The sequence below is a fragment of the Salinibacter grassmerensis genome (assembly GCF_947077765.1).
In the GTDB taxonomy this organism is placed as follows: Bacteria; Bacteroidota; Rhodothermia; order Rhodothermales; family Salinibacteraceae; genus Salinibacter; species Salinibacter grassmerensis.
Genome location: NZ_CAMTTF010000011.1, coordinates 1 through 23,807, shown reverse-complemented (window position 1 = coordinate 23,807; position 23,807 = coordinate 1). Strand labels below are relative to the sequence as shown.

22 protein-coding genes are annotated in these 23,807 nt (G+C 64.6%); all 22 read left to right on the top strand.

Going from position 1 to position 23,807, the window contains the following annotated elements; all coding sequences use genetic code 11:
* The first annotated feature begins 5 nt into the window (after positions 1-5).
* Entirely contained in the window at positions 6-326 is a 321-nt protein-coding gene (locus OJB03_RS15210; RefSeq protein WP_263788908.1) for a hypothetical protein, read from the top strand.
* A gap of 66 nt (positions 327-392) precedes the next feature.
* Positions 393-710 carry a flagellar hook-basal body complex protein FliE gene (gene fliE / locus OJB03_RS15205; RefSeq protein WP_263788906.1) on the top strand — a complete coding sequence of 106 codons (318 nt, stop codon included), beginning with the start codon at positions 393-395 and terminating at the stop codon, positions 708-710.
* Positions 711-796: 86 nt separating this feature from the next.
* The gene (gene fliF, locus OJB03_RS15200; protein ID WP_263788904.1) at positions 797-2,389 is read left to right on the top strand and encodes a flagellar basal-body MS-ring/collar protein FliF; all 1,593 of its coding nucleotides are present in this window, start codon (positions 797-799) and stop codon (positions 2,387-2,389) included.
* A gap of 93 nt (positions 2,390-2,482) precedes the next feature.
* Entirely contained in the window at positions 2,483-3,586 is a 1,104-nt protein-coding gene (gene fliG, locus OJB03_RS15195; protein ID WP_263788901.1) for a flagellar motor switch protein FliG, read from the top strand.
* A 41-nt stretch (positions 3,587-3,627) separates the two neighbouring features.
* The gene (locus tag OJB03_RS15190) at positions 3,628-4,584 is read left to right on the top strand and encodes a FliH/SctL family protein (RefSeq protein WP_263788899.1); all 957 of its coding nucleotides are present in this window, start codon (positions 3,628-3,630) and stop codon (positions 4,582-4,584) included.
* A gap of 39 nt (positions 4,585-4,623) precedes the next feature.
* Positions 4,624-5,952, top strand: coding sequence for a FliI/YscN family ATPase (locus OJB03_RS15185; RefSeq protein ID WP_263788897.1), 1,329 nt, complete (start codon positions 4,624-4,626; stop codon positions 5,950-5,952).
* A gap of 181 nt (positions 5,953-6,133) precedes the next feature.
* Complete coding sequence (locus tag OJB03_RS15180) at positions 6,134-6,595, top strand: flagellar FliJ family protein (protein WP_263788895.1); 462 nt, start codon at positions 6,134-6,136, stop codon at positions 6,593-6,595.
* A gap of 8 nt (positions 6,596-6,603) precedes the next feature.
* On the top strand, positions 6,604-7,290 hold the full coding sequence (locus tag OJB03_RS15175) for a kinesin (RefSeq protein WP_263788894.1): 687 nt from the start codon (positions 6,604-6,606) through the stop codon (positions 7,288-7,290).
* A gap of 55 nt (positions 7,291-7,345) precedes the next feature.
* Complete coding sequence (locus tag OJB03_RS15170) at positions 7,346-9,262, top strand: hypothetical protein (protein WP_263788893.1); 1,917 nt, start codon at positions 7,346-7,348, stop codon at positions 9,260-9,262.
* A 67-nt stretch (positions 9,263-9,329) separates the two neighbouring features.
* Entirely contained in the window at positions 9,330-10,040 is a 711-nt protein-coding gene (locus OJB03_RS15165) for a flagellar hook assembly protein FlgD (protein ID WP_263788892.1), read from the top strand.
* Positions 10,041-10,085: 45 nt separating this feature from the next.
* Positions 10,086-10,487 (top strand): TIGR02530 family flagellar biosynthesis protein, encoded by a 402-nt coding sequence (locus tag OJB03_RS15160; protein ID WP_263788891.1) that lies wholly within the window; start codon positions 10,086-10,088, stop codon positions 10,485-10,487.
* 172 nt (positions 10,488-10,659) lie between these two features.
* The gene (locus tag OJB03_RS15155; protein WP_263788890.1) at positions 10,660-11,961 is read left to right on the top strand and encodes a flagellar hook protein FlgE; all 1,302 of its coding nucleotides are present in this window, start codon (positions 10,660-10,662) and stop codon (positions 11,959-11,961) included.
* A gap of 161 nt (positions 11,962-12,122) precedes the next feature.
* Positions 12,123-12,641 carry a chemotaxis protein CheW gene (locus OJB03_RS15150; RefSeq protein WP_263788889.1) on the top strand — a complete coding sequence of 173 codons (519 nt, stop codon included), beginning with the start codon at positions 12,123-12,125 and terminating at the stop codon, positions 12,639-12,641.
* Positions 12,642-12,686: 45 nt separating this feature from the next.
* Positions 12,687-13,565 (top strand): CheR family methyltransferase, encoded by an 879-nt coding sequence (locus tag OJB03_RS15145; RefSeq protein ID WP_263788888.1) that lies wholly within the window; start codon positions 12,687-12,689, stop codon positions 13,563-13,565.
* A 68-nt stretch (positions 13,566-13,633) separates the two neighbouring features.
* A complete protein-coding gene (locus tag OJB03_RS15140) occupies positions 13,634-14,005 on the top strand; it encodes a response regulator (RefSeq protein WP_263788887.1) in 372 nt (123 codons plus the stop codon).
* Positions 14,006-14,057: 52 nt separating this feature from the next.
* On the top strand, positions 14,058-15,053 hold the full coding sequence (locus OJB03_RS15135) for a hypothetical protein (RefSeq protein WP_263788886.1): 996 nt from the start codon (positions 14,058-14,060) through the stop codon (positions 15,051-15,053).
* 68 nt (positions 15,054-15,121) lie between these two features.
* Positions 15,122-17,041, top strand: a complete 1,920-nt coding sequence (locus OJB03_RS15130) for a chemotaxis protein CheA (RefSeq protein WP_263788884.1) — start codon at positions 15,122-15,124, stop codon at positions 17,039-17,041.
* A gap of 46 nt (positions 17,042-17,087) precedes the next feature.
* Positions 17,088-18,197 (top strand): protein-glutamate methylesterase/protein-glutamine glutaminase, encoded by a 1,110-nt coding sequence (locus OJB03_RS15125; protein WP_263788883.1) that lies wholly within the window; start codon positions 17,088-17,090, stop codon positions 18,195-18,197.
* 95 nt (positions 18,198-18,292) lie between these two features.
* On the top strand, positions 18,293-18,955 hold the full coding sequence (locus tag OJB03_RS15120) for a lytic transglycosylase domain-containing protein (RefSeq protein WP_263788882.1): 663 nt from the start codon (positions 18,293-18,295) through the stop codon (positions 18,953-18,955).
* A 217-nt stretch (positions 18,956-19,172) separates the two neighbouring features.
* Positions 19,173-21,896 carry a methyl-accepting chemotaxis protein gene (locus OJB03_RS15115; protein ID WP_263788881.1) on the top strand — a complete coding sequence of 908 codons (2,724 nt, stop codon included), beginning with the start codon at positions 19,173-19,175 and terminating at the stop codon, positions 21,894-21,896.
* 133 nt (positions 21,897-22,029) lie between these two features.
* Complete coding sequence (locus tag OJB03_RS15110; RefSeq protein ID WP_263788880.1) at positions 22,030-22,650, top strand: ABC transporter substrate binding protein; 621 nt, start codon at positions 22,030-22,032, stop codon at positions 22,648-22,650.
* A gap of 117 nt (positions 22,651-22,767) precedes the next feature.
* Positions 22,768-23,807: HAMP domain-containing protein (locus tag OJB03_RS15105; RefSeq protein ID WP_263788879.1), on the top strand; the 1,040-nt coding region annotated here is incomplete at its 3' end.

The following is a 23,807-nucleotide window of genomic DNA, read 5'->3' as shown; positions in this document are numbered from 1 at the left end:
CCCCCATGAACACAATTGGCTCGTCCGCCGCCGGCCGCGCGGCTTACACGCAGGGCGTCAATCCCTCCCAGGAATCGTCCAGTGCTGCCTCGGATTCCGAAAAATCTGCCTCGAGCGCCGAGAAATCTTCCGAGACACAGCCCACCTCCAGCCCTGCAGAGGCGCAGGACGCCTCCGACGACGCCCTCACCACGCAGGAGCGCAAGGCCATCGAGGAGAACTTTCCAGAAGACCCGGAGCTGTCGATGCGGCTCTACGGGCGAGGACGGGGCGCGCAGACCGTCAATCCGAATTCCGTTGGTAGCAACCTCGACGTGACCGGGTGACGGCCCACCCAGTCCGCACAAGTACGTTCAGCAAGACGCTCCATATTCGATAGACCCCCGACGGCCATGAAGGCTGCTCAGCTCCAAAATTTTCGCCAGGCCGCCATCCAGCAGACGGATGAGGGGGGAGACGACCTCCCCAACCTGGACGAGGCAACCGATGGCCCCAGCTTCAGCGATACGCTCGAGAACGCGGTCGAAGGGGTCGATGAGGCGCAGGACACGGCCAACGAGAAGGTAAGCGCCTTCGTGGCGGGGGAAGAGAAAGACCTGCACGACGTGATGATCTCGATGAACCAGGCCCGCCTTCAGTTTGAGCTCATGAACGAGGTGCGCAGCCGAGGACTCCAGGCCTATCAGAAGCTGATGCAGACACAGATCTAACCGACTCGCACAGTGTCGGGGTTTTCGCCCTGATGCCAGGGAGGACTGGGGGGTTCGCTTTGCGCTAGTGCTGTTCTCACCTACGAATGGAGACGTTTCTCGCGCGCATTCAGCAATTTTTTGGGCGCCTCTCCACCGGGCAGCAGGTCGGGCTCGGGCTGTTGGCGGTGGGGACGATTGCGCTCCTCGTCGGCACGGCCTACTGGTCGAGCCAGCCCGACTACGCGCTCCTCTTCGGCGACCTGGAGCCCGAGGCGGCCAACCGCGTGGTCAGTCGGCTGAAGGAGGAGGGGACGCCCTACGAGCTCCGCAGCCAGGGCTCGGCCGTGTACGTTCCGCGTGCCTCCATGCACGAGTTGCGCCTCCAGTTTAGCTCGGACGGCACCATCGACGACGGGCAGACCGGGTACGAGCTGTTCGACCAGGGGACGCTCGGGATGACGGACTTCATGCAGAGGCTCAACAGCAAGCGGGCGCTGGAGGGGGAGCTGGCCCAGACCGTCTCGAGCGTTGGGCAGGTCGAGAGCGCCCGGGTGCACCTCGTGGAGCCGGAGGATGACCCGTTTCAGGCCCAGCAGGTAGAGGCGAGCGCCTCGGTCGTCCTCGGCCTTGCGGGCGGGTCGCTGTCGCAGGCCCAGGTGCAGGGCGTGACGCAGTTGGTGGCGGGCGCCGTGGAGAAGCTGAGCCCGTCGCAGGTTCGGGTGATCGATCAGGACGGAAACATGCTGTCCGACCCGAATGCCGCGGACGAGAACGTACAGATGACCTCCACCCAGATCGACATGCAGCGGTCGGTGGAGGAGCAGCTCGTGGAACAGGGGCAGTCGATGCTCCAGGAAGTGGTGGGGCCGGACAATGCCGTCGTTCGGGTCTCCACCGAGCTCGACTTCGACCGCACGGTCACCGAGCAGGACCTCGTCGATCCCGAGAGCGCCACCGTCGTCAGCGAGGAGCGGATGCAGGAGGAGGGCGGCGGGGACGAGGCGGGGAACTCGAACTCGGTCGTCCGCAACTTTGAGGTGAGCCGCACCACGAAGCGCTCGGAGAAGAGTGTGGGCGACGTGAGCCGGATGACCGTGTCGGTGGTCGTCGACCAGGAACAGACGACGGGGCCGGACGGGGAGATCACCTACGAGCCGCGCAGCCAGGAGGAGATTGCCAAGATCGAGTCGCTCGTCAAGAACGCGGTCGGGTTCGACGAGGAGCGGGGGGACCGGTTCACGATTCAGCAGACGCGCCTCAATACCAATGCCGGGCCGGCCGGACAGGTTGCTGGGGACGGGGGTGGGGAGACTCCGACGCGGCTCTACCTGCGGTACGGGCTCATCCTCGTGGCGATCGGGGCGGCCGTCTGGGTGGCCCGCTCGCTCGTGCAGGCCCTCACCGCGACCCCCGAAGAGCAGCCCACGCCACTCCAGGCGTCCGAGTCCCGGCAGGTCGAGGGGCGGACGGCGGACGGTCCGGTTACGGAGGACCCCGCAGCTCTTCAGGAGACCGAGGAGGAGGGAGGGGACCTCGTGAAGGAGGACATGTACACGGACAAGCTCTCCGACGAGGCCAAGGCGCGCCTGGAGGCCCGGAGTGAGATGTTTGAAGAAATCCAAGACCAGGTCAAAGAAAATCCGGAGCAGACCGCCGACCTGATCCGATCCTGGCTCGTGGAGGACCAGGCCGTGTAGCGTTCCGGCCATCCTGCATCCCACCGCACAATGCTTGCAATTGATTGCTCGTAGCCCATGGGTTCTTCAACCTCTCCATTTTCTGGCGACTCGATGAGCTCACCTGGCTCCTCCGGCATGTCCGGAGAAGAGGGAGGCGCTGTGGCCCCGACCCCCAGCCCGGACAGCTCGCAGGGCACGGCTCTCCCCGACGACCCCGAAGACCTCACCGGGGCACAGAAGGCCGCCACGCTCCTCATCGCCCTCGGCGTGGAAACGGCCAGTGACGTGCTCAAGCACCTCAACGACAAGGAGGTAGAAAAGGTATCCGTCGAGGTGGCCCGGATGCGCAACGCGTCCAGCGAGCTGGTAGAGGAGGTGCTCCTGGAGTACCGGGACGTCGCACGCGCCCAGGACTATGTCACGAAGGGCGGGGTGGACTACGCCCGTGAGGTGCTTAACGAGGCCCTGGGCGACCGCCGGGCCGAAGAGGTAATGATGCGGGTGGAGGCGGCCATGGAGGTCTCGGCCTTTCACCTGTTGCAGACGGTCGAGACGGATCAGCTTACCGGCTTCCTCCGGCGCGAACACCCCCAGACCGCCGCGCTCATTCTCGCCCACCTCAACCCTCGCAAGGCCGCCGAGATTATCTCGGGGCTGGAGGAAGAACTACAGAGCGAAATCATGTACCGCCTGGCGACGATCGGCAATACGTCCCCCGAGATGATCAACGACATCGAAGAGGTCATTCGGAACCAGCTCGGGTCCGTCATCGGCGCCGAGACGAGTGTCATGGGGGGCATCGAGCAGGCCGCCGAGATTCTAAACACGACGAGCCGCTCCTCCGAGAAGAGCATCCTCGACAACCTCCGGGATCGGTCCGAGGAATTGGCCTCCGACATCAAGAACCTCATGTTCGTCTTCGATGACCTGACGAAGATCCGGGCGGAGGATCTCCAGAAGGTGCTCATGGAGGTGGACCAGGACGACCTGGCCCACGCCCTCAAGGGAGCGTCCGATGCGCTGGAGGAAAAGGTCATGCGCAACGTGAGCGACCGGGTGGCCGAGTCCCTCGAGGAGGAGATCGAGCTGCTCGGCCGCGTCCGGGTGAGCGACGTTGAAGAGGCCCAGAATCGCATCCTGGAGATTGCGCAGGAGCTCGAAGAGAAGGACGAAATCGCGCTGTCTAGTGCCTCCGAGGAGGCAGTTATCGAGTAGCTCCCCCCTCGGTTCTGTTGCATCGCCGGTCTACACACTGAATGGGACGTGTTATCAAAAATGCGGAGACGTCAGAGGTGACGTCCGTCTCGCTCGATGAGGAGGTTCTTGCGGAGGGGGCCGACCGGATCCCTGCTGAGCAGGTGGAGCGGACGGAGTCCGACGATGAGGAGGCCGAGCCGGACGACGTTGTCCCGCAGGGGCGTATCCTGCAGGCCGGAGAGGCCGGCCGGTCGCCCGAGCCGGTGACGGTGCGCCCGGAGGAGATAACCATCCAGGAGGGATCGGGGAACGAACCGACGGCGCCCTCGGGGACGGACGACACAGATGCCCCGCCGGCCGACGGGGAAAAGGCCGACCAGGAAAAGGCCGACCAGGAGGAAACTGGGCCCACCCGGACCGACGCGGAGTGGCAGGAGCACCTGGAAGAGAAGGTGGAGGCGGCCCGGGCCGAGGGATACGAAGAGGGCCACGATGACGGCTACGAGGCCGGATACGACGACGGATACGAGGAGGCGGAGTCGACCGCACAGGCCGAGTTTGAAGAGACGCGCCAGCAGCTACTGGAGGACGCGGCCCGTTTCGAAGAGATCTGGGAGACGTACATCGACGACGTTGAGTCGGAGATTGTCGAGCTATCCCTCGACCTGGCCGAGACCATCGTCGATGCGCCACTTACGGAGACGATGCGGCAGGCCTCGGAGGAGGCGGTCATCGAGGCCGTAACCGAGCTGGCCGGCACCCCACCGGTGACGATTCGACTACACCCGGTCGACTGCCAGCGGGTTCGAGAGTCAGGACTCGTGACGCGGCTGCAAGAAAACTACGAGGGGCTCACCCTGGAGCCGGAGCCCGACTTTGAGGAGGGAGACTGGAGCGTCTCGTCCCCGACCGGCGTTGTGCGACGCCTGCGGGCGGAGGTGCTGGAGACGCTCCGGGGCGAGCTCCGGCACGCCACGACGGAGTCGGATGCCGATCCGGTCTCCGACCGCACGTAGCGTGCTTCCGACCTGTCTCGTTCGTCATTTTTGTGTCCCATGCCTGCCCTCACCCGCTCGCTCGACCACATCCAGGAAGTGACCGTCCCGGCCCGGCGCTACGGCCGCGTCACGTCCGTGGTGGGGCTGCTCGTGGAGGCCAGCGAACTGGACGCGGCGGTGGGGGAGATGTGCCGCATCCACGTGGAGGAGGGCGGCGAGACGCGCACGGTGCGCGCCGAGGTGGTTGGGGTGAAGGAGAGCACGACGGTCCTCATGCCGATGGAGCAGACGCATGGCCTGCAGGCCGGCTGCTTGATTCGCCCTGCCGACGAAGGGATGAGCGTCCCGGTCGGGCCCGACCTTCTGGGACGCGTCATCGACGCGGGAGGGCGTCCCATCGATGGCAAGGGGCCGCTGGGCACGGACGTCCAGGAGCCGATTCATCGCGACCCGCCGTCCCCCCTGGACCGTCCCCTCATTGATACGCCCCTCGCCACGGGCATACGGTCCATCGACGCGTTCCTCAAGATGGGGAAGGGCCAGCGGACCGGGATCTTTGCGGGGTCAGGGGTCGGGAAAAGCACGCTGCTGGGCATGATCGCCCGCCGGGCCGAGGCCGACGTGAACGTGATCGCCCTCATCGGGGAGCGAGGACGCGAGGTGCGGGAGTTTATCGTGGACAACCTGGGAGAGGAAGGGCTGCGCCGGTCGGTGCTGGTGGCCGTGACGGGGGACGAGGCCGCGATGAGCCGCGTGAAAGCCGCCAGTGCAGCAATGGCCATCGCCGAGCACTTCCGCGATCGGGGCCAGGACGTGCTTCTGATGATGGACTCCATTACACGGGTGGCGCAGGCACAGCGCGAGATTGGGCTGGCGGTGGGCGAGCCGCCGACGCGGCGGGGCTATCCCCCTAGCGTGTTCGCGCTCCTGCCCCGGCTTCTGGAACGGGCGGGCCCCGCGGAGGCGGGCACGATCACGGGCATCTTTACGGTGCTCGTGGAGGGGGACGACATGAACGAGCCCATCAGTGACGCGGCCCGCGGAATTCTGGACGGCCACATCGTCCTGTCCCGCGAGCTCGCGGAGGCGGGGCACTACCCCGCCGTCGACGTCCTCCAGAGCGTGAGCCGCGTGATGCCGCGCGTGGCGGACCCGAAGGCCGAGGCCGCAGCGCAGGAGGCCCGCGAACTGCTTTCCGCCTACGAGGAGGTCGAAGACCTGATCAGTGTGGGGGCCTACGAAGAGGGGAGCGACCCGGAGACCGACCGGGCCGTGGAGGCCTACCCGGCGCTGGCCGACTTTCTGCAGCAGTCCGTAGACGCCCCGCCCCCGGATCCCGCCCCGTCTACCCAGCTCCGCCAACTGCTGGACGACATTCCTGAGTAGGAGGTGGCAGGAACTTTGAGTTGTACACGGCACGCAGGCAAAGGGCGCCGAGCCCGGGTTTGCGCCTGCAGGCCGATGGCCCGTTCGCGGTCCGCCTGGGATGGACAGACCGTTCCCGGACGGATGAACGCCGCCGACACCGGCCTCACACTGCGTTCTGTTGCCCTACTAGCCCCAAAAAATGCCCGGAAAGAAGTTCCGCTTCTCGCTGCAGAAAGTGCTGGAATTGCGCCAGCACGAGACCGAGAAGGCCCGCCAGGCCCTCGCCGACGCCGAGCATGCGCTCGAGCAGAAGGAGGCTGAGATGGAGCGGGCTACGGACCACCTGGCGGAGTGTCGGCGGCGGGTGGACGAGGCGCGGCGACAGGACCCCGCCCGCATTCAGCAGGCCGATGCGTTTCGCCAAGAGGCGCGTCAGGAGGTGGAAGAAGCCCGGAGTGCCGTGGAAGACTGTCGGGAGCAGGTCGAACAGGCTCGCACTGAGCTTCGAGAACGCCGGCGGGCCGAGGAGGCCCTCGAAGAGCTGCGAAATCAGGAGCGAGACCAGCACGACCGCGAACAGAAGAAGGCGAGCGAGGCCTTCTTCGATGAACAGGCCATGCTTCGTCACGACCGCACCGACGAGGCACTGTCGCTACTCTAAAGACGGCCATGCAGTCGACCGTGATCAAGTACGGACTTCTCATTGCGGGCGCGGCGCTGGGGGCCTTTGCGGTCGCCCTGCTGGGGGCGTACCTGCTGATGCCGTCCATCTCGCCGGAGACGGCGGGAACGCCCGCCGACAGTCTCGCCGGGCGCGACACAGCCCGGCAGGCGTCCATGCCCGGCGACTCGACCGCGGCATCGTCGCGAGACTCGACCGGAATGCAGGCGTCCCGAGACTCAACCGACGGGCCGTCCTCGGACTCGATGCGCGTGGCGTCCTCGCTCGTCCAGCGGCTCCGGGACTCCCTGGACGTCGTCGGGCGGCTTCAAGACTCGCTTGGGACCCTCAAAGAGCAGCTCCGCACGACCGAGCAGGAAGCCGAGACCCTGCAGGAGCGGGTCGCGTCGTTAGAGAGCCGGGAGGCCAAGGTGGGGGAACTGAAAGATGCCCTGCTGGGCATGAGCCAGCGGGAGCTCGCAACCGTGCTGTCCAACGTGGACATGGAGGTCCTTAAGAAGCTGTACCAGCGAACTTCGGGACGCACACGTACCCAGCTGCTCAGCGCCATCTCGGCGGAGCGGACGGCACAGTTTGTGAACCAGGTTGTCGGGGGCGATGGTGCGTCCACCGATACGACCGCCACGCAGGAGACGAATAGAGAAGGAGGCAGGGGCGCGTCTCCGTTCCGGTAGCGCGTCGCCCAAATGCTCACTTGTTTCTCAACTGAGCCCGCGAAGGGCCACCATCATGCAAGCAATTCGCCTCACGCTCCCGGCCGAAGAGGCCGCGCAACAGACCTCCGCCAAGAACAAAGCGAAGGCGGGCACGGCCGCCACGGCCTTCCCATCGGTCTTGTCCGGTGTGCAACGCTCGTCTGGAGACGCCGCGAAGGACGGCGGGCGCGCGGTCCATCGCCTCGTGTTGAGGGGAGGGGGGGCGGCCGGTCCCGAGGGAAAGCAGGCCAATGGGAAGGAGGAGGGCATCGCGGCGTTGTTTAGCGGAGTGCTTCGTCGGGCCGGGAACGGGGAGGGCGAGGGGCAGAAGCAAATCCGCTTTGTGAGCGAGGACGGGAAGGCGACCGGGACGGGCCAGTCGGCCGCGGCGGAGACGGTAAAGCTGATGCCTATTCTGCACGCAGGGAAGGGCGAGAACGCGAGGGCGCTTGTCGCCCGGGCGGTTCGGGCCGGTGAACAGACAGCCGCCCAGGCCAACGCGGATGGGGGGAACGCTCAGTCGTCGGGCAAAAAGACCAAGGGGGGAACGCAGGTCCGAGCGTCCTGGAAGCTAGTGGCGTCAGCGCCGGGGGACGGAGCGGCACGTCCGGCGTCGACGGGACAGAAGACGGTCACATTGGTGAAGGGAGGGGGCGGTACGGAGGGAGGGGGACGCCAGACTGCTAAGCAGGGAGCCGCGGCCGGTCAGGGAGCGGGGGCGAACGCGTCCACGTCGTCCGGAGCCGGATCGGGCCGCGCGAAACAGGTGCAGGTACAGGTATCACCGGGCCCGATTGCCGCCGAGTCCGGAGACGGTCGCTCCCGTCAAGGGACGGACGGACAGACGCCCAGGACGAGGGGGATGGAGAAACGGATGCCGGAGGGCGGACGGGCAGGGGCGGCGGCCAAAAAGGGAGGCCGAGTCCCGGGACAAGAGGGAACGTTTCTCAGGGGGCAGAATGCGGGCCGGCCTGCCGCCACGAACGGGTCGGATATAGAGCGGCAGGTGCGGGGCAACGCCGCGCGACCACCGGACACCGGTTCGGGGAAGGGGGAGAGCGCCAGAAAGAACGGAACGCATGGCAAGCAGATCTCTCCCTCGTCCCTGAAGGGAGGAGGCACGGAGCCGGGAAACGGGCGTGAGGCGTCAAGCGATGGCCGCCCGGCCCGGACAGCGCGGGACGGGGCCCGGTCCACGAGGCGACAGGGTCGGGGCCGGGGGCATCAGGGCGGGAAGGGGCAGCAGCAGGGCGGTGGCCAGCAGGGACAGAACACCGGCCAAAATGGGCAGGGACAGAAGGCCCAGGGGGCGAAGAATGGGCCCGGGTTTCAGGCCCTCGCGTCCTCGTCCACGGGCACATCGGGCGAGTCCGACGCCCGTACGCTCCGCGCCTCTCTCTCACAGGACAGCACCTCGACGGGCAGCGGCACGCAGACGGACGGGAAGGGGGCAAACGCGTCCGGGAGCGGCTCGGGCGCAGCGTCGAAGGCCAAGGCGGACGCGCGTCCACAGGGCAAGTCGGGGCCGCCCCGTACGATGCCCTCGGCGTGGCTCAACGCGGCCAAGCAGGGCCCCCTGCGTACGGCAGAGCTTGCCGGGGGCTGGAAGTCCCTCGAAATGTCGCTGGGCGAGGACAAAGGCACGATGACGGTGAAGGCCCGGCAGGGGCAGGAGCAGACGGCCGTGTCGGTCGGGTTCAGTGAAACCCGAGTCCAAGCCCAGGTGGCGGCCAACGCGCGCCAACTCCAGGACGCCATGCAGGCCCAGTACGGCACCGACGTCGACCTTTCCTTCAGCGGCGGCGACGCGAACGAATCGGACCAGAACGCCTCGGATGGAGCGGCATCGGAGCGTTCCTCCGCCCTCGCTCCCGGGGACGAATCGACCGACGAAGATCAATCCGGGGGGGCGACCCTCCGCGGCCGTGGGCGGCGAGAATGGATTGGGTAGACCCGTCGGCCCGCACGATGTTTGCGCTCCACTGTTTGCGCTCCATGCATCAACGTCCAGACACGATATGATTGAGTCTCTCGCATCGTCCGCCACGTCGAGCCCGAACGCAGACGGTTCGCAGGGAGGAGGCTCTGACGCAAGTCAGGGCCTTTCGAAGGCCACCGCGGCAAACCTTGGCAAGAATGATTTCCTGAAGCTGCTCACCACGCAGCTCCAGAATCAGGACCCGTCCAATCCGATGAAGGGAAAAGAGTTTGCCGCGCAGCTGGCCCAGTTCAGCTCCGTCGAGCAGCTCAACAACATCAGTGGCCAGATCAAGGACCAGGGGAAAAGCGACGGGGCCCTCGCCCAGAGCATCAACGACAGCATCGCCACCGACCTCATCGGGCGAACGGTAAAGACCTCGGGCAACACCATGCAGTGGACCGGGGAGGGGGAGGCCACCTTCGGCGTCGACCTGGAGCGTCCCGCCTCCGAGGCCACGGTTACGATTCGCGACGCGGGAGGCAACGCGATCCGGACGAAGACCCTCGAGAACGTATCGGAGAGCACGGAAGTCACCTGGGACGGCACGACGGACGGGGGCGGGCGGGTGCCCGACGGCACATATTCGGTGGACGTGAACGCCACGGGCGGAAGCGGAGACGCTGTTGAGGGGACTGTGCGACTGGAGGGGACCGTCGACCGCGTCACGCTGGAGGACGGGAAAACTTCCCTCCGAATTGGCGGCGCGCAGGTGTCGATGGGGCGCGTGCAGAGCATCGCGGCCCAGTAGCCCTATGTTCGCTTCGTTGCTCCCAATGGGCAATCCGGTGTTCCCATGACGGTCCACCAGCGAAACGGACGCGTCCCGCCGGATGCGCTCCGGCAGACGCCCCAGCAGGACCCGGCCTCCTCCCCCGACGGCCCGACGGACGCGGATGATTCGTCGTTCGCCGATCACCTGGAGGCGGCCCAGGACCAGACGGAGGACATCGATCTGTCCGGACATGCCAAGCAACGGATCGCGCAGCGCAATATCTCCCTCAACACCACCCAACGCCAAGAACTCGCCGACGCCATGGATCAGCTCGACGACAAGGGGGCCCAGGACGCGGCCGTTCTCCGAGAAGACGCGGCCTTCGTGGTCAACGTGCCGAACCGCACTGTCGTCACGGCCCTCGACCAGACCGAGATGAAGCAACGCGTCTTCACCCAAATTGACAGTGCCATGCGTCTGTAATCCTGTGTAGTCCTATTCGCTATCCTCTCCGAATCCCTCTTCGACGACTTTCCGGCGGGACCCACCCCTCGTCTCTACGACGAGGCGAGGGACGGGACGCCGGTGCGCAGCTGACCGACCGAGGCTGCGCTCTTTTCGATGTATTTCTCTTTCAACAGTACACTTGAGACCTATGAGTCTTCAGTCTCTGAGCATCGGCGTCTCTGGGCTTCGAAGTCACCAGACGCGCCTCGACACGGTAAGCAACAACATCGCAAACTCGAGCACAACTGCGTTCAAGCGGCAGCGGGCCGCGTTTAGCGAAAAACTCGGCCAGGAGATTCTCGGGGTTGGGCGCACGGCGGGTGGCTCAGCCATTAATCCCTCGAAGGTGGGCCGGGGCGTCTCGGTTGCCTCCGTGGACCGAAACTTCTCGCAGGGCTCGCTCAACGACACGGGCATCAAGACCGACCTTGCGCTGAAAGGGGACGGCTTCTTTGTCGCCAGTCCCAAGAGTGGAGCGACCAGCGACCAGCGCCGCCTCACGCGGGCCGGCAACTTTACGTTCAACCAGGACGGCGAGCTCGTGACGGCCAACGGGCTGAACGTACAGGGCTGGGAGGTTGGCGACGACGGAACGGCCAATACGGGAGAACTCAAGAACGTTCGGTTCGACCCCAATGCCCAATCTTTGGCGAAAGCCACCACCAAGGCCGAGGTTGGGGGCAACCTCTCGGCCGACGCGACCGACGGGGACACAAGTGAGATTTCGAGTGTCGTCTACGACGAGCAAGGGAAGGCCCACAATGTGGTCATCAACTTCGAAAAAACGGCCACTGATGACACGTGGACATTCAGCGTGAAGGACCCCGATGGTGTCCTTCAAAACGCTAACTCGGGCGGACCCGGTGACGCCAACGGCACGATTGCGTTCAAGGACGACGGTTCCGTGGACACGATAACGGGCGTGACTAACACGTACGATCCAGACGGCAACGGCACCAACGATGGGGTAAGTCTCAACTGGGAATCCGATGCAGTACAGGGGGGCAAAAGCCTGGGCATCAGCCTGAGTGGCATTACGCAGTTCAGCGGCTCGACCACATCGAAATTCCAGGGCCAGAACGGCAACTCGTCGGGAGAGCTGTCCGGCGTTCAGTTCACGCCGGAGGGAAAGCTGCAGCTCAACTACACCAACGGGGTGCAGCAGGAGGAGTATCAGCTGGCCATCGGCGACGTCAACAACCCGAACGGCCTAGAGCAGCAGGGCGAAAACTTCTTCACTACGACCGGTGCCTCGGGCGACCTTCAGCTTGGGCGTGCGGGTCGGGACCTACAGACCTCCGTGGTGTCCGGGTCGCTGGAGTCGAGCAACGTGGACCTCGCGAAGGAATTTTCCGATCTCATCAAGGCGCAGCGGAGCTACCAGGCCTCCTCCCAGATTATCACGACCGCGGATGAGGTCCTGAACCAGACCGTCCAGCTCAAGCGGTAATCGTAGATTTTCTCGGGTCCACGCACGCCGGGGCGTCCCGTGAAGAAGACGGGGCGCCCGCGTGAGGCCGAGAGTTAAAAATCCGGCTCGGCCGCCGATAATGAAAAGTGGACCGCGCCAACTGTCGTACTTTCCTTTCATTGCCGACTTGTCCTGTGTCCATGCGCGAACCTGACTCTCAAACCGAAGACGTTCGCCAGTTCGTCAGCTTCATCGTGGCCGAGGAGGAATTCGGGGTTGATATCCTGACGGTACAGGAGATTATCCGTCCCGTCGAGATCACCCGCGTGCCCCATGCGCCCGATTTTGTGGAGGGCGTGATCAACCTGCGCGGACGCATCCTCCCGATCATCGACCTGCGCACGCGCCTTGGCTTCCCGGAGCGCGACCAGGACGAAGACACGCGCATTCTCGTGGTGGAGTTGCAGGACCAGACGGTCGGGTTCGTGACCGACTCCGTCCGCGAGGTCCTCCGCGTGAAAGAGAGCACGATCGAGCCGGCCCCGGACCTTGCCACGAACATCGACACGCACTTTTTGCGTGGCGTGGCGAAGCTTGAAGAGCGGCTCCTAATCCTGCTGGACCTGGACGGCATCTTCTCGAAGGAAGAGGCGGAAGCTCTTCAGGGCATGGAGAATGAAGAGGCCGATGCGCCCTCCGCACAGGGTGTTGCAGCATGATTGGTCCTCGAAAACCCCTAGCAATGCCCCACTGGAGAGATACATATGCGAAACTCGAACGCAGCAAAGGCGACGCTCTCGACGAAGACATTTGAGCGACTTAGGGCCCTCGTCCAAAAGCATGCCGGCATCGACTTTCCTGATGAGAAGAAGTACCTCCTCGAGAGTCGCGTCAAGCCTCGGCTCATGGCTCAGGAGGTGCCCGACTTTGAGACGTACGCGGATCGCCTGGAGCAGGGGGACACCAGAGAGCTTGCGAACCTGGTGAACGCAGTGACAATCAACGAGACGGCGTTCTTCCGGCACCCGTCGCAGCACGAGGCACTGGAAGACACCATTTTCCCTGAACTGGTGCGGCTGCACCAGCAGGGTCGGTCGGGCCCGATTCGGCTCTGGAGCGCAGCCTGCTCGGCCGGAGACGAGGCCTATTCGCTCGCCATTCTCATTCGAGAGGCGCTCGGGCCGCGCCACACGAACATGGAATACGAGATCGTAGGCACGGACATCGACACCGAGGTGCTGGAGGAAGCACGGGCGGGCCGCTACCGCAAACGAGCGGTACGGAACGTATCACAGGCCCGCCTGCGCAAGTACTTCGACCGCTCGGGCGAGACCTTCGTGGTCAAGCCGTCAATCCGCGACATGGTGGAGTTCAAGCCGCTTAACCTGACCAAGGCACAGGACATGCGAAGGATGCGCAACTTCGACCTCATCATGTGTGCTAACGTGCTCATCTACTTCAACGATACATCTAAGAAGGACGTGCTCCGGGGCCTGTACCGGTCGCTCCGTCCGGGCGGCTACTTGTTCGTCGGCGGATCGGAGACGCTGGGTGAACTCGAGGTCCCACTAGAGCCCGTCCGCCACGAAGGTGCGCTTGCCTACCGGCGCCCGACCAACGGGTCGGTGTCCTCGCGAGCCTGAAAGAGGCGACCCGACGGTAGTCTTTTACTCGTACGCGTTCGTTTTCACTTAACCCCTCTGCTTTGCCCATGAAATTCCTGATTGTCGACGACTCGCCTACGATGCTCCGCATCATCCGCAATGCCCTCCAGGAGATCGGCTACGACGACATCGTGGAGGCCGAAGACGGCGAGGACGCGCTGGAGAAGCTGGAGGAGAACGCCCCGGACTTCGTCGTCACCGACTGGAATATGCCCAACATGAACGGGGTGGACCTATCCAGTAACATCCGAAATCACCCCGAGTACTCGGACCTCCCGATCCTGATGATTACCACCCGCGGGATGAAGGAGGACGTGAAGACCGCCATGAAGGCCGAGGTGAATAACTACATCGTGAAGCCCTTCGAGCCAGAAGTGCTCGAGGAGAAGGTTGATAGCTGTCTCGAAGCGGTTGCGTAGGCGTCTTCATGCCCCATTTTCTCTGTCCCACACGTAGTTCTTTCCCTCTGCTATGTCATCGCGCCCGCAAGTCCAAGAATTCCTGGACAAGCTGGATGAGTTGCAGGCGATCTTCGTGCTCAGCCGTCGGTTTGCCCCCTTTCTGGACGAACTCTTCGACTTCGTTCAGGACATCACTGTACTTCTCGAAGAGGTGAACACGACCATTCGGACGCGCTCCGGACACATGGAGCGCGCGACCGAACACCTCAAGAGCGTGACGGAGGCCACGGAGGTGGCCACGAGCGAGATTCTCGACCACTCCGATGAGGTCCTGAAAGACCTCCGGAACATTGAGGATCAGTTGTCGACGCTTGAAGATCAGTTCACCGAGGAGGCGAAGGCCGACAACCAGGTCCTGGCCCTGTTGCGGAAGGAGCTCGGGGAGGGGCACGAGGAACTGCTGGACGAAGTGGCGCGCATCCAGGGCCGGAAGCAAGACTTGAGAGACGAGTGGTCGGATCAGCTCCAGGACACCCGCGACTCCCTGTCCCCCATCCGGGACCGGATGAACCAGATCATGATGTCTCTGCAGGTGCAGGACGTCACCGAGCAGCAGCTCTCCAGCGTGAATCACCTTATCGAGACGGTCCGTGACCGGATCGCATCGCTGCTGTCCCGGCTGGGAACAGGGCAGGTCGATCGGGCCGATGCGCCCTCGGGCGAGCCCTCGCGCACGGCAGACTTCAACATGAACGCCGAGTACGACCGCTCCGGCGATCAGCAGCGCATGGCCGACAACATGATGGCGGGGAAGGATGGAGGCGCGCCGACGGGATCGCAGAACGGAGGGGGCGCGTCCCAGCCCACGTCCTCGAACGGAGCGTCTTCGAACGGCGCATCCTCGAACGGGGCGTCCTCGAACGGAGGCGGAGCGGCCTCGCAGTCCGACATCGATGATATGTTCGACGACGGTGGAGGGGGGAGTGACGGTGGAGGGGGTTCCGACGGTGGCGATGAGGGCGGTGAGGCCGCCTCCCAGGAAGAGATCGATGAGCTTTTTCAGTAGGGCCCGCGCCCAGCGCGCCCCGCGCGGCCCCGGGTTCTTCACAAGGCGCACAATCTGTTTCCGGTCCCATGGACGAACAGCACCCCATACACGACGACAGCATGCAGGAGATCGTCGAGAGCTTCGTGGTAGAGGCCACGGAGATCTACGACGGGCTCGAAGGGGATCTTCTGCAGCTCGAAAAGACGCCCGAAGACGCGGATCTCGTTGATAGCGTATTTCGGGACGTGCACACGGTCAAGGGCACGGCGGGCTTTCTCGGCCTCGAACAGCTCAGCTCGCTTGCGCACCTGTTCGAAGAAGTGCTCGACGCACTGCGCGAGCAAGAGCTGGACTTTAAGCCGGCCATGACCGACGTGATGCTGTGTGCCTTCGACCACATGAAGGTGCTCACGCAGCAGGTCATCGACCGCGACCTGCAGCCTCTCGAAATGGAGCCCCTGCTCGACGCCCTTGAGGCGATCAATGAGGGCACGTTCGAGGCCGGAGAGGTCTCGCTTCCAGACCCGGACGGGGGGGAACCCGAGGACATCGGGGGTGACGCCTCGGCGGATGCCGATGAGCCGACGGAGGATGCAGTGTCGGACGACGCAGGCGAGACCGCGGCGCCCGACGCGGACGAGTCCTCGGACGCCGGTTCGAGTTCCGATGAGGACGGTGGGGACAGCGATTCGGGGCGGAAGGCGCCGGACACCATTCGCGTCGAGGTGAGCCGCCTGAATCAGTTGATGGACCTCGTGGGCGAGCTGGTACTAGGGCGAAACCGGCTCCTCCAGCTGATCACGGAGGCCCGCACCGAGCACAACGCCCGCTCCGACTCGGAGGAGAGCCTCCGCCTCGAGTCCCTACTGGGCGAGCTAGAGGACGCGAGCGACAAGGTCGACTACACGACCACGGAGCTGCAGAGCGCCATCATGCAGACGCGCATGGTGGAGGTGGGACAGGTCTTTGGCAAGTTTCCGCGCGTGGTGCGCGACCTGGCCCGTGAGTTCGACAAGAAGATCGACCTGGTCGTGGAGGGGGAGGACACGGAGCTCGACAAGTCGCTGGTGGAGGAGATTGGCGATCCGCTGCTGCACCTCGTGCGAAACGCCGCGGACCACGGGATCGAGTCCCCCGAAGAGCGGAAGGAGAAGGGCAAAGACCCGCGCGGTGAAATTCACCTCTCGGCGTCCCACGCCGGCAATCACATCATCATCGAAATTGCCGACGACGGCGGTGGCCTCGACCCGGATGCCCTGAAGCAGAAGGCCATTGAGAAGAACGTCCTGACCGAAGACGAGGCCAAGGACCTGAGCGACTCGGAGGCGTACCAGCTCATTTTCCGTCCGGGCTTCTCGACCACCGAGGAGGTGGGGCAGGTGTCGGGGCGCGGCGTCGGGATGGATGTCGTAAAGACCAACCTGGCCGAGCTGAACGGGACCATCGACATCGACTCGACGCCCGGAGAGGGCACGCGCTTCACGTTGAAGCTGCCCCTCACGCTCGCAATCCTCCAGAGCATGCTTGTCCGGAGTGGTGCGGAGACCTTCGCGATTCCGCTCTACGCCGTATCGGAGGCGGTGCGCCTGGAGCCGGGCATGATCGAAACGATCCAGGAGGGCGAGGTCATCGAGCATCGGGACCAGGTCATTCCGGTGATGCGTCTCGAAGAGGTGCTGGACGTACAGGCCCCCGATTCCGGGGGGCAGCGGGCCGACCGCTTCGCCGACGAGCAGGACGCGTACGCCGTCGTGGTGAGCGTGGCCCACCGACGCGCCGCGCTGGTCGTCGACGAGCTAATTTCCCAGGAGGAAGTCGTCATCAAGTCGCTTGGCGACTACCTCAAGTCGGTGCCGGGCATTGCCGGGTCCACCATTCTGGGCGACGGCCAGGTGATCATGGTGCTCGACATTGGAGAGATGATCCAGCACGAAGAGCTTTCCGCCGAAGAGGAGGCGTCCGAAGCGGTCGATGCGGATGGGGCACCGGCCGTCTCGTCGAAGTAGGTCCACGTTCAGCTGACAGTTTCCATCCTGGTCTCTCGCAATCGCTATGATCCAAATACTCGTCGTTGATGATTCATTGGTGATGCGGAAGGCCATCTCGGGGATCTTCGAGCGGACCGACGGCATGACCGTCGTCGATACCGCCACGAACGGCGAGGAAGGGGTGGAGAAAGCGCGTCGGCTGGAGCCCGACGTGATCACGATGGATGTGGAGATGCCGAAGATGAATGGCATCGAGGCTGTCCGACGCATCATGGACGCGTCCCCCCGGCCCATTCTCATGCTGAGCTCCCTCACTGAGAAGGGGGCCGAGGTCACGATTGAGGCGATGCAGGCGGGGGCGGCCGACTTCTTATCGAAGGGGGCGTCCAGCGCCACTCTCCGGGCCGACGACGTCGAGAAGAAGCTCGTCGACAAAGTACAAGCCCTCGCGCAGTCGAACGCACGGCTGTTTCAGGACACGGAGTCCTCCGCCTCGGCCCCGGCGTCATCGACGAGTGCTCGCGAGACCCCTTCGACGTCCTCGGCGTCCAAGGCACCTTCTTCCGGCACGTCCGCCCCATCCGGAGAGTCCTACGAACTGGCCGTCATTGGCGTGTCCACGGGCGGGCCGATGGCCCTCCAGCACGTGATCCCGGCCCTGCCCGCCGCGTTTCCGCTGCCGGTCGCGATCGTGCAACACATGCCGCCGCAGTTCACTCGCTCGCTGGCCGATCGTCTCGATTCGCTCAGCGAACTTGCCGTGGCCGAAGCCGAGGAGGGAATGCTGCTTGAGCCGGGACGGGTTGTCGTTGCGGCGGGAGATCGCCACCTCACAGTGGAGCGGCGTGAGGGGACCCTCACGGTCTGCACACCGGCGGAGCCGGCCGGCGACACCCATCGCCCATCGGTCAACGTCCTGTTTCAGTCCGCTGCGGCGGCGTGCCGAGAGAACGTATTGGCCCTCGTGATGACGGGCATGGGGAAGGACGGACTGGAGGGCGCCCGGCACATCAAAGACGACGGCGGCACCATCTACGCCCAGGACGAAGATACGTCCGTGGTCTACGGGATGCCACGCGTCGTCACGGAGGCCGGGCTCGTGGATGAGTCTCTCCCCCTCGACGGCCTCCCGGATGCGATGCAGCGGGCCGCGGGGACACCGGCCCACCCCTAGACACAAGTGTGGGCGAGCTGCTTCGGCGGAACGAAGGCACGCAGTTTGTACCGGTTTTAAGGCAAGTAACCGTGCCCCAGTGACGCCGCTTCGTTATGGCATTCGACAATTCTCGCTTCCTGCCCCACGCCTTCGTCATTGGCGGGGCGCTTTTTCTCCTCGCCGCCCTGGGCCTCCCCGTGATCCCGTCTGCATTTGGACAGGAGGGGCCCCACCTCGATGAGCATGCGCGGCGCGTGGCCCAGAACGCACGGCCCAAGGCCCCGGCCCGCTCGATCCGGCGTCGCCTCCGGGACTACGATTCTTACGTCCAGTATTTCTCCGGACTGGCGTACACCCGAAGCGGGGTCAACCTGAATACCAACTTCGTCCGTGCTCTGATCGCGGCCGAGTCGGCCGCCCGCTCCCAAGCCGTGTCGTCGGCCGGGGCCATTGGGCTCATGCAGATCCGGCCCGAGACGGGGCGCCGGGCCGCCCGCGCCCTGCATGACACCGGCTACGATTTCCGGTTCGTCGACCGACGTCGGCTCCGCAGCCTGTCGGCCGACGACCTGAAAGACCCGGCCCTCAACATCCTGATTGGCTGCTACCTGCTCGATCGCTACAACGCGGAGTTTGGCGACAACCTGGCCCGGACGGTGGGGGCGTGGAACGCGGGCCCGGACCGCGTGCGCCAGTACCGCGGCACACCCCCCTACGAAGAAACGGTGGGACTCATCCGCCGCGTGAACGCCTTCTACCTCTTCTTCCGACGCTAGGGCGGCCGGTCGCCCTAGAATGTTTTCTTGTTCTGTTTCCCCTCTGCCGGAGAGTCCCTCGCGGCCCGTTTCGGCGCGACGAGAGCGTCGAGGAAATGTAGGGGAGGAGTAAAAGGCCGCAAGGGGTGTTTGAGTTTTGTGAGGCCGGGCCGATAACAACGGCACACGCTCGGCACGATCGATCCACACTGGTTCCTCTCAGCGCGTTTCCGTCGTCATGCCTCGACTTCGAGACCTGAGCATTCGGGCGAAACTCCTCCTTACGCTCTTGGGGATTGGGGGGCTCTCGGTGGGTACCATTGGCTGGATCGGATACTCCAGTGCGCAGCAGAGTCTCAAGGCCGAGGCCTTTGAGACGCTGGCGAGTGTGCAGTCGAACAAGGCGAATGCCGTCGAGGGGTACGTCGAGGACGTTCGGAGACAGGTCGTCACGACTTCCGAGAACGGCCGGACGGTGCGGGCGATGCAGGAGCTCCGGTCGGCTTTCGAGGTGCTGGACGCCCGTGACGCCGCCCCGATTGGGGGCGGAAAAGACGCCGTGCGGACGTACTACGAGGAGGAATTTGTCCCTCGGCTCGAAGAGAGCACCAGCACGGACGCATCCGCCGATTCCTACGTGCCGGAGGAGGGACACATCCAGTACCTGCAGAACAAGTACATCGCCTCGAACCCCAATCCGGTGGGCGAGAAGGACCAGCTAGACCGACCGGAGGAGGGCTGGGAGGTGTATCACGTGGCGCATGCGAGGTACCACGATGACTTTCGCCGCTTTCTCCACTCGTTCAACTACTATGATCTCTTTCTGGTAGAGCCGGACAACGGGCACATCGTGTACTCGGTGTACAAGGAGGTCGACTTCGGGACGAGCCTGCTCGACGGCCCGTATCAGGACAGCAACTTTGCCGAGGCGTTTCGGGAGGCCCGTAAGGCCGAGAGCGGCGATGAGCACCGGCTGGTGGACTTTTCGGTGTACGTTCCCTCGTACGGGGCGCCGGCCTCGTTCATCGCGTCGCCCATCATGGACGAGGGCGAGGTGATTGGGGTGCTCGTCTTCCAGATGCCCGTCGGGGAGATCAACAAGACGCTGACGGGCGGGCAAGACTGGAAGGCCGAAGGGCTTGGGCAGACCGGGGAGACGTTTCTGGTGGGGCCGGACCGCCGAATGCGGACCGACGCCCGATCTCTTCTCGAGGACAAGAGCACGTACCTGGAAACCCTCCGCGGTGAAGGCTACGACGACGCCACGGTCGACCGGATTGACGCCCTCAACACCACGATTCTCCAGCAGGAGGTCCGCATGGAGGCGGTCGACCAGGCCTTGGCGGGCGAGACGGGTCGGACGACAGAATCCGACTATCGGGGGGAAGACGTACTGAGCGCCTACAGTCCGGTCGACATCGAGGGGGTCGACTGGGCCGTTGTGTCGAAGGTCGACCGCGACGAGGCGCTCGCCGCCATCGATGCCCTGACGTGGCAGATCGGGCTGTGGGGCGGTGTGCTTCTGGTGCTGGCGGGAGGCATCGCGCTTGTCTTTGTCCGCTCCTTCACGCGACCCATCATGGCGCTCCGAGATGCCTCGAAGAAGGTGACGGCGGGCACCCTGGACGTCACCGTCCCCGTCGAGGGGGAGGACGAGGTGGGGGAGCTGACGGCGGCGTTCAACGAGATGGTCGACCAGAACCGGGCGGCGCTAAACGATGCCGCGGCGAAGGAGGAAGAGGCCCGGCAGGCCACGCAGGAGGCCGAGGAGGCCCGGGGCCGTGTGGAGCGGCAGCGGGCCGACCTGCAGGACGACATCGAGACGATGATGGAGGCGATAAACCGGTTCGCCGATGGGGACCTGACGGTGCAGCTCGACGCCAGCCGGGACGACGAGATTGGGCGCCTGTACGAGGGGTTCAACCGTGCTGTCGGAAACCTGCATCGGATGGTTATGAAGGTGCGGGAGGCAGCGGCGTCGACGGCCGCGTCGGCCGGTCAGATCGAGACGTCCAGCGAGCAGATGGCTTCTAGCGCCGAGGAGCAGTCTGCCCAGTCCGAGGAGGTGGCCGCCGCGGTGGAGGAGCTCAACCAGACCATCAACGAAAACGCCAAGAGCGTCCAGCGTACCGCCGACGCGGCGGCGACAGGGGGAGACCAGGCCCGGCGCGGAGGAGCGGTGGTGGATGAGGTGGCAAGCAAGATCGACGAGATTGCCGATGTGGTAGAGCACTCGGCCGAGACGATCGAGCGCCTGGGGGCATCCAGTAAAGAAATCGGTGAGATCGTGGACACAATCGATGAGATTGCCGACCAGACCAACCTGCTCGCGTTGAACGCCGGCATTGAGGCGGCTCGTGCTGGGGAAGAGGGTCAGGGGTTTGCGGTGGTGGCTGAGGAGGTGCGCAAACTGGCGGAACGGACCGATCAGGCCACCGACGAGATCGCCGAGATGATTGAACAGGTCCAGTCTGAGACCGACGCCGCCGTTGAGTCGGTACGGGAAGGCACCCACCGAGTCGAGGAGGGGCTGGAGCTGGCCGACGAGGCCGGAACGGTCCTCGACGAGATTGTCGCGTCGATTGCCCGGGTGGAAGAGCGGGCGGACGAGATCGCGGCGGCCTCCGAGCAACAGTCCACCACCAGTGAGGAGATCGCGCAGAGCGTCCAGTCGATTTCTACGGCCGTTCAGGAGTCGGCCGCCTCGGTGACGCAGGTGGCCGGTTCGGCCGCCGACCTCAACGCGCTGACCGAGACGCTTCGCGAGAGCATTCAGCAGTTCCGCGTCGAGGGGAAGGGACGCATCGAGACCCGGCCGGAGGGGCCGGTGGAGACCCAGGCGGACGACCCCGCCGATAGCCGAGAGTCCCCGCGGCATCCAGGGACGGGTCGGAGCTCTTGGCAGGGGGAAACGTCGAGAGAAGAAACCCCTTTGACCACTGAAGAAGCTCCGAGCTCGTGATAAATGAAGGCATAAAAAGAATGATAGACCACTTCTGCACATCCGTTTAAGGTTTCCCAGTCGCCGCCGATACCCATGGGTGGATTGTGTCTCTTCCCGATGTTCGATCTTTCCCATGCAAGCCTTCTCTACCATGCGCACGAGTTCCCTTGGACTTCTTTCTCTCCTCGTCGCCTTTGTGGCCATGGGCACTACGCCAGCACCCGCTGGATCGTCGTCCATGACGGACGTGGAGCCCGCCGACGGCCCCCCGAGCGCGACGGCCAGTCAGAGTGCTGGGCTGGTGCAGCAGATGTTCTTTCTGAGCAAGATGCGCCCGGACGTTGAGCGCGTCGGACTCATCTGGAAACGCGGCGCCGCCGATCAGGAGAAGATGATTGAGCGGGCCAACCGGGCTGTCGCCTCCATTAAGGGCAAGCTGTACGTGGGGTACGTCGAGGACAAGAGCGGCGTCGCGGAGCAGTTTCGGGTGTTGACCCGCAAGCACGACGTTCAGGCCATCTGGGTGATCGAAAACGACGGCGTCGTCAATGCCTCGGCCCCTCGCAAGTACCTAATCAAGAATACCATCAGGGAGGGCATTCCCCTGCTGGCGCCGAGCCGCGACTGGGTTGACGCCGGGGCCCCCGTGAGCATCGCGAAGAATGGTGGCGCGATCCAGATTCTGCTCAATGAGCAGGCGGCGAATGCCACCGCGCTGCAGGTGCCGGAAGAGTACCAGTCGAATACCGAAATGATCGCGTCCGCCAACTAGAACCGGTAGGCGCTCGCCGTATCGACGAGCGCCACTTCAGCTCTGTCCCGGATCTGTGGGCCAGGAACGTCTCCTCTTCGGCGCTAACCCCCCGTATATCTTCCGACACCCAAACTCATGTCGCTACGATTTACAGACCTGAACCTCAGCACCCGATTTGCCCTGCTCTTGACGATCGGGGCCGTGGGGTTCGTTGTTCTTTTTCTCTCGTTCGTGTTCTACTCCCTTGATCAGACAGAGCTTGGAGTTGAGCGACGCGGACAGTTGATGGCCAAGACGGTGGGGCAACAGTCCGTCGTGAAGATCAAGATGGCCGACAAGACCGGTCTCGAGCAGACCCTCAAGCGGGCTGTAAACAACGGGTCGGCCCTTGCGGGCGGATTCTACGGGCCCGAGGGAACGCTCATCGCCTCGCACGGGCTTGAGGAGACACTGCCCTCCGCGGCAAAGAAGATGAAGGACGGGGAGACGGTCCGATGGGCAAAGACAGCCGATGGCACCTCTGTACTGGTCGCCTCGTCGGATATTATGAGCAATGGAGAGGTGATCGGGAAAGTGCTCATGGTCATGCCGTCCACCGTGTTGCAGGAGACCAGGCAGACGAGCTACCTGATCGCGGGTGGAATTGTCGTTGGCATTGGGCTGCTGGGCGTATTTATCGTGGTGGTGCTGCGGCGCACCGTCTCGCGCCCGGTGAATGCGCTCCGTGAGGCGGCGGAGGAAGTCCAAGGCGGCCGGCTGGATGTGCATGTGGACGCGGACCAGGGGGATGAGATTGGCCAGCTCGCCGACGCCTTCAACGCGATGGTGGCGGCGAGCCGGGAGAAGACCGAGACCCTGGAAGAGAAATCGGCGCAGGCGGAGGAGGCCCTGGAAAAGGCCGAGACCCTCCAGCACGAGGCCGAGGAGGAGCAGGAGTATCTGCGCGAGCAGTTCGACCGCATTTCCGGCGTGCTGTCGGCCGTGGAGCAGGGAGACCTTACCCAGCGGCTGACAGTCAAAAGCGACGACGCGGTGGGCCAGCTCATGGAGCAGGTCAACGCGATGATCGACCAGCTTTCCGGCCTCATTCAGGAGGTCGAGACCACCAGCAGCCGGCTCTCGGCGGCCGCGGAGACGACGGCCTCGACGGCGGAGGAGATGTCGGCCGGGACCGA